Origin of the sequence: Alienimonas sp. DA493, from assembly GCF_043951915.1 — a bacterium.
Taxonomy (GTDB): domain Bacteria; phylum Planctomycetota; class Planctomycetia; order Planctomycetales; family Planctomycetaceae; genus Alienimonas.
Map to the genome: position 1 here is coordinate 63,570 of NZ_JBINJD010000007.1, position 6,027 is coordinate 69,596.

General features: G+C 73.4%; 5 protein-coding genes. 3 read left to right on the forward strand and 2 right to left on the reverse strand.

What is annotated here, in order from left to right; translation table 11 throughout:
- Window positions 1-2 precede the first annotated feature (2 nt).
- Both ACG2DA_RS02070 and ACG2DA_RS02075 read right to left on the reverse strand, forming a co-directional pair.
- The gene (locus ACG2DA_RS02070) at window positions 3-1,499 is read right to left on the reverse strand and encodes an efflux RND transporter periplasmic adaptor subunit (protein WP_395253804.1); all 1,497 of its coding nucleotides are present in this window, start codon (window positions 1,497-1,499) and stop codon (window positions 3-5) included.
- A gap of 203 nt (window positions 1,500-1,702) precedes the next feature.
- The gene (locus tag ACG2DA_RS02075; RefSeq protein ID WP_395253805.1) at window positions 1,703-2,146 is read right to left on the reverse strand and encodes a hypothetical protein; all 444 of its coding nucleotides are present in this window, start codon (window positions 2,144-2,146) and stop codon (window positions 1,703-1,705) included.
- Between the two features lie 1,424 nt (window positions 2,147-3,570).
- Between ACG2DA_RS02075 and ACG2DA_RS02080 the strand changes: the two genes are divergently transcribed.
- The 3 genes from ACG2DA_RS02080 (at window position 3,571) to ACG2DA_RS02090 (ending at window position 5,844) form a co-directional block, all read left to right on the forward strand.
- Window positions 3,571-3,948, forward strand: coding sequence for a heavy-metal-associated domain-containing protein (locus ACG2DA_RS02080; protein WP_395253806.1), 378 nt, complete (start codon window positions 3,571-3,573; stop codon window positions 3,946-3,948).
- A 103-nt stretch (window positions 3,949-4,051) separates the two neighbouring features.
- Window positions 4,052-5,212, forward strand: coding sequence for an ABC transporter permease (locus ACG2DA_RS02085; RefSeq protein ID WP_395253807.1), 1,161 nt, complete (start codon window positions 4,052-4,054; stop codon window positions 5,210-5,212).
- A 98-nt stretch (window positions 5,213-5,310) separates the two neighbouring features.
- A complete protein-coding gene (locus tag ACG2DA_RS02090) occupies window positions 5,311-5,844 on the forward strand; it encodes a hypothetical protein (RefSeq protein WP_395253808.1) in 534 nt (177 codons plus the stop codon).
- Window positions 5,845-6,027 lie beyond the last annotated feature (183 nt).

Consider the following 6,027-nt stretch of genomic DNA (forward strand, 5'->3'; position numbering starts at 1 on the left):
GTTCAGTGGCTCGCGTGGACGGTGCCGTCGGCGTGCACGTGCACGCCCGGCATTTCGCCGCCGGCTTCCTGGGCCTTGAGCACCCGGTTCAGCGTCGCCGCCGACCCCTGGGCGAGGTACGCCGACTTCGGCACGCTGCCGTCGGCGGCGATCACGGTCCGCGTGCGGTCCTCGTGCAGCACCCGCACCGGCAGCCGCCGGAACAGGTCGCCGTTCTGCTGGAACACGAACGCCTCCGGCCCCTCCCGCACGACCGCCTCCGAGGCCAGCGTGATCACGCCGTCGTACTCCTCCACCGGCACCCGCAGCCGGACCCGCTGGCCGGGCCGGAACCGCCACAGGGTGAACGTCTCGCCGTCCCGCTCGTAGGTGCGGGACTGGTTCTCCAGCGGCACGTAGAAGTCGAACGTGCGGCTCTCGGGGTCGACCGTGTTGGCGAGGTGCCGGATGCGGAAGGTCTGGTCCAGCGGCGGCCAGTCGGCCGCCTCGTCCTCGGCGAACTCGATGTCGACGGGCCAGTTCCGCTCCGCGGCCCGGGCCAGCACGGCCGCCTCCCGCTTGAAGGCGTGCCCCTCGACGTACAGCGACCGGTGGTCCGCGAGCGTCGCCAGCAGTTGCCCGGCCTGCACCTGCTGGCCCAGCTCCGCCGCCAGCGACTGCACCTCGAACCGGAACCCGCCGTCGTCCGCTCCCCCGCCGGCGGCCCCGTCGGCGGGACCTTCGGCCGGTTCGCCCTCCGCCGCCGCGGCCCGCTCGGCGAACGCGACGGGGTCGGCCGGCGGGGCGGCGTCGGCTTTCGGTTCGTCCTCCGCCTCCGCCGGCGGGGCGTACACGTCGACGGCTGAGACGAACCGGCCGCGGACGACGCCGGCGACCTGCTCCGGCGTCAGCCCGCGGGTGATCAGGTCGTGGTACTGGGCGGCGATGACGCCTTCGAGCCGCCGCTCGACGCCCTCCGCCTCCTCCCGCCGGGCCCGCGTGCCGGCGTTCGTCTGTTCGAGCCGGCGGGCCCGTTCCAGCACGGGCTTGTTGATCTCCCGCTCGCGGACGGCCTGGAACAGCTCCTTCTGGGACTGCTGGAGGTACTCGCTGAACAGCCGCACGGTGAACAACCGGCCGCCCGGCGGGACGGTCTCGCCGGGGAAGGCGTAGACCTTCGCCACCGTGCCGACCGCCGGCGAGGTGACCCCGCGGTCCGTCACCCCCGGCCGGTCCGTCAGGACGCCGGGGACCGTCAGAGTGCGGGTGTACGTGCCGACCCGGACCGGGGCGACGGTCAGCCCGAGGTTCTGCCGGGCCTGCGGGCCGAGCTCCAGCATCTTCGGCCCGTCCGACTCCGCCGGGGCGGGCGGCGGCCCGCCGGCGGCGCTCTCGGCCGAGGGTTCGGCGGCGACCCAGCGGGCGGCCCACGCCCGGCCGGCGGGCGTGGCGAGGGCGACCCCCGCCGCCGCGACGGCGAGCAGGGCCACGCCGGCCGCCAGCCGGCGGGGCGTGAACACGGGGGTTCTTATCGTGCTTGTGGTACTGGCGGTTTGAGCGGACACGGGGTTGTGCGGTCGGGGCGGCCGGGGGGACGAGGCCCCGCACGGACCGCCCGCGGACCGGGCGAATCGGGGGCCTCGGGAGAACGGCCGACGTCAGCGACCCGCGTCGCCCGTTCGGCGACCCGCGAGACGAGAACTGTCGGCCGGAGCCCCGGCCCCTACAGCCGCAGCACCGCGCCGCCCGGACCGCCCCCGGACCCCGCCGCCGGCGGCCCGTCCGTGACTCCGATCCGCAATACGTTCTGCGGTTCCGGCAACACGACCGCCGGCAGCCCGGCGGCGTTCGGGGCCGGGCAGTGGGCCGCCGCGACCGGGGGGGCTTCGTCGATCAGCGAGAACGGTTCGCCGTCCCCGTCCGCGGGCCGGTCCGCCGGCGTCGGGATCTCGACGTCGAACAGCCCGACGACCGCCGCGTGCCGGTGGGCGGCGTCGCCGTGGCGGCGCCCGCGGTCGTGGCCGTGTTCGGCCGGGCTTTCTTCGGCCCCCTGCCGCTCGGCCGCCGCCGCGAGGACGTGCGAGTGCGTGACGGTCGGGGTCCCGGCCCCGACCGCGGCGATCATCAACGCGAGCGTCGCCGCCCGCCGGGTGAGTCCGTCACGCACGCCCGGATTCTTGGTCCCTGTCGTGTGGGTTGTCAACACGCCGCCCGCCGCCGACGTCACCCGGTGCCACTTAGAGTTCGTCGGGAGCCCGAGCACCAGTCGGTCCGACGAGGCCTTTCGAACGAGTAACGGACACGTCGCCGACGCCAGTGAGAAAAGGTCGGCCGCGGACAGACGTGCCGCGATCGGTCGCGGAGGTCGTGCTCCACACCGACAAGGACAAGTAGGTGAGAGGCCCACACGCCTTGAGCCGGCGAGCGGGAGTCGAGCTGACGGAGGAATTGCGGCGGCGGTTTGGACACATCACCGCGGACAAGCTGTCCCGGCGCCGCGGAGGAACTGTCCCGGCGGCAGGCGAGCGAGGCGATCGACGGGCCGAAGGGCCGCGTCGGAGACTGACTAGATGCGATCTAGAACAGAATCCCCGTCCCGCCCGGGGCCCGGGCGGGACGGAGTTTTTCGTTAGCTACTGGGTCTCGCCGCCCCTCAATTCGACGCGGGATTCGACGCGGGCTGCCCGGCGAGCGCAGCATAGACCGGAACCGGCTGGCTGAACGAACTCGTTTCGCTCGGAAGGCTCGGGGCGGGGCGGGGCGGGGCGATCCCTTCTCTCTGCCTCTCCGACACGACGGCCGTCCGGATGGGCCGCCCCGCTCCCGGAGCGCGGCAGGGTAATTTAAAGCTTCGGTACGACGCACGCCGGTGACGGGACGGCGATTCAGACGCGGCGATTCGTCTTGCCGGACGACGATCCTCGAACTAGGCTCTCTTCCGCCGCCCCCCGCACCCGTGGTCAATGTTCCGAACGTTCGTCACCGCCGCCGTCCTGCTGGCGCTGACGATCTGCCCGTTCCGCTGTGCGGCGGGATCGTGCGGCTCGGACGGGGCGGACGCCGATGCGAGGCGCTGCCACTGCTGCCCGCAACCGCACGGCGGCGAGCACGAGTCCCCGCCGTGTGACGGCGACTGTCGGTGCCAAGGCATTTGCGGCGGCGCCGTGCTGCAGGACGCGGTCGAGGCGCCGACGGCGTCGTGTTGGTGCATTTCAGTCGGCCCCCTCGTCGAATCACGGCCCCTGTCCCTAAATTCGGATCGGGCCCCTGCGGACGACGACGGCGTCGCACGATCGGCGCCCGGCGGGATGGGGCTGCGCCTCGTACTGTCTTCGCTGCTGAACTAGCGGCCCTCCCGGGGTTCGTGCGATCCGCCCGCTCTCGGGCGTGATCCCCCCGCGATCTTCATGCCGTCGCGCCTTTGGCCGGCGGTCTATCTCGGCCGTCCCCCCGCGGGGCGTCCGAATCTCCGGGCGGCGCGACCGTTCCCGCAGAGCCGCGAGGCTCCGCGACGGCGCGGCCCGCCCTCTCCCGTCGGCCGCACGCGGTGCGTGCCGGCTCCTTTTCCCCCGTCCTGAAAGGACTCAGACCATGCGTCATTCTCAAGCTCCGACCGACCGGACCGCCGCGCTGCGTGGGTTCGCCGTACTGACCGCCGTCGCCCTCGCCGCCGTCGCTCCGACCGCGGACCCGGCCGTCGCGGCGGAAAAACCGGCGTCTACGGCGACGGTCATCACCGTCGGCGAGATGTGCGGCGGCTGCGTGAAGCGGATCGAGGGCAAGCTGAAGCCCGTCGACGCGATCGCCGGCGTCCGCTGCGACGTTCAGAAGAAGACGGTCACCGTGCTGCCCAAGGACGGCGTGAAGCTGTCGCCCAAGTGGCTGTGGGAGGCGATGGAGTCGATCGGCAAGACGCCGAAACGCCTCGCGGGGCCGAGCGGGGTGTTCACGGAGAAGCCGACCCGCTGACCGGCCGGGAGCGCCGGGGCGGGACCGCTCGGTCCCGCTCCGCTGCTCCGCCCTTTTCGCAATCGAATCAGTTACCCCCCCCTCGTTCGTTCCGACCGGCTCAATGACGCTCCGCCTGCTCCCGTGGGACTACGGCATCCGCAACCTGGCCCGGCGGCCGGTGCGGAGCCTGCTGACGCTCGTCGCGCTGGCGACCGTGGTGCTGCTGATGCTGGTCGTGGTGGGCTTCATCCGCGGACTGGAAACGTCGCTGGCCGTCAGCGGCGACCCGGACGTGGTGCTCGTCTATTCGCTGGGGGCGGAGGAGAACGTCGAAAACTCCAGCGTCCCGGCCCGCACCGCCGGCGTGCTGGAGGCCAGCCTGAGCGGCATCCGGCAGCGGTCCGGCGTGGCCTACGTCTCGCCGGAGCTCTACTTCGGCACCCGGGTCGGGGGGACGGAGACGGCCTCGCTGGGCCTCGTCCGGGGGGTCACGCCGTCCGCCGCGATGGTCCGCCGGGCCGTCCGCATCACCGCCGGCGGCTGGCCGGGGCCGGGCGAAGTGCTCGCGGGCCGGCTGGCCCACGCCAAACTCGGCGTGCCCGACGAAGCCCTGAAACCGGGGTCGACGGTGCGGTTCGAGAACCGCGACTGGACCGTCAGCGGCACCTTTTCCGCCGGGGGTTCGGCGTTCGAGTCCGAACTGTGGTGCCGGCTGCCGGACCTGCAATCCGCCCTGAAGCGGCAGGACCTCGGACTGGTCGCGCTCACGCTCGCCCCGGACGGCTCCGCCGGCGAGGTCGACCTGTTCGCCAAGCAGCGGAAGGACCTCGAGATCACCTCGGTCGCGGAGACCGCGTACTACGGGGCGATGCAGACGCACTACAAGCCGGTGCGGATTCTGGCGTGGGCGGTGGTGGCGCTGGTCGCCGGCGCCGGGGCGTTCGCCGGGCTGAACATGATGTACGGGGCCGTCGCCGGCCGGACCCGGGAGATCGCCGCCCTGCGGGCGATCGGATTCCGCCGGCGGGCGGTGCTGCTGAGCCTCGTGCAGGAGGGGCTCGTGCTGGCCGCCGCCGCCTCGCTGCTGGCGGGGACGGCGGCGCTGCTGCTGATCAACGGGCTGAGCGTCCGGTTCACGATGGGGGCGTTCGCCCTGCGGGTGGACGGGGCGACGCTGCTGATCGGCTGCGGCGTCGGCCTGCTGCTCGGCGCCGCCGGGGCCGTCCCGCCCGCCCTCAAGGCCCTGCGGCGCCCGATCGCGGAGAGCCTCAAAGCGATTTGACCCCCCGAATTCCCAGACCTTCCCGGGTCGGCCCGGAGGCCGGCCCGCTCCCCCGCCGCCGCGTGCGGCTTCCATTCCTCCCCTCAGGAGACTGTCCGATGAAGACTTTTCGTAAGCACGCCGCCGCCCTCGGTCTGCTGGCCGTGGCCGGCCTCGCCGTCGGCTGCGGCGCCCCGGACGGCGACGCGACCGTGACGGACGCCGCCGCCCCGACCGTGCAAAACGCCGCCTACCTCGCCCCGGCCGAGCCCGAGGGGGCGAAAGGGGTGGGGGAGGTGAAAGCCTCCGCCGAGGACGGCGACGAGGTGACCGTCGTCGGCCTGATCGGCGGCGACCGGGCCCCGTTCGTGGACGGGCTGGCGGCCTTCACGATCGTCGACCCGAAGGTGCCCTACTGCGCCGCCGACGAGGGCTGCCCGACCCCTTGGGACTACTGCTGCCAGCAGGACAAGGTGCCGGCGAACTCCGCCACGGTGAAGCTGGTCGACGAGAACGGCGAGTTGGTCGCCGAGGGCGCCAAGGCGCTGCTGGGCGTGGACGAACTCGCCGAGGTCGTCGTCCGCGGGACGGCGGAGAAGGACGACGCCGGCAACCTCACCGTGGTCGCCCGGCAGGTGTACGTCCGGAAGTGATCGCGGCCGGCGTTGTTCGGGCGGGGGGCTCGTCCTCCCCGCCCGCCGTTTCCTCAATTTGACCCTCGTTCCCATGAGCGCCGACACCGCCGACCCGCCCGCGGAGACGCGGCTGGACCTGAGCCGCCTCGCCTTCGACCGCGCCCCCGCCGCCGCCCCGGCGAAGCCGAAGCGGCGGCAGAG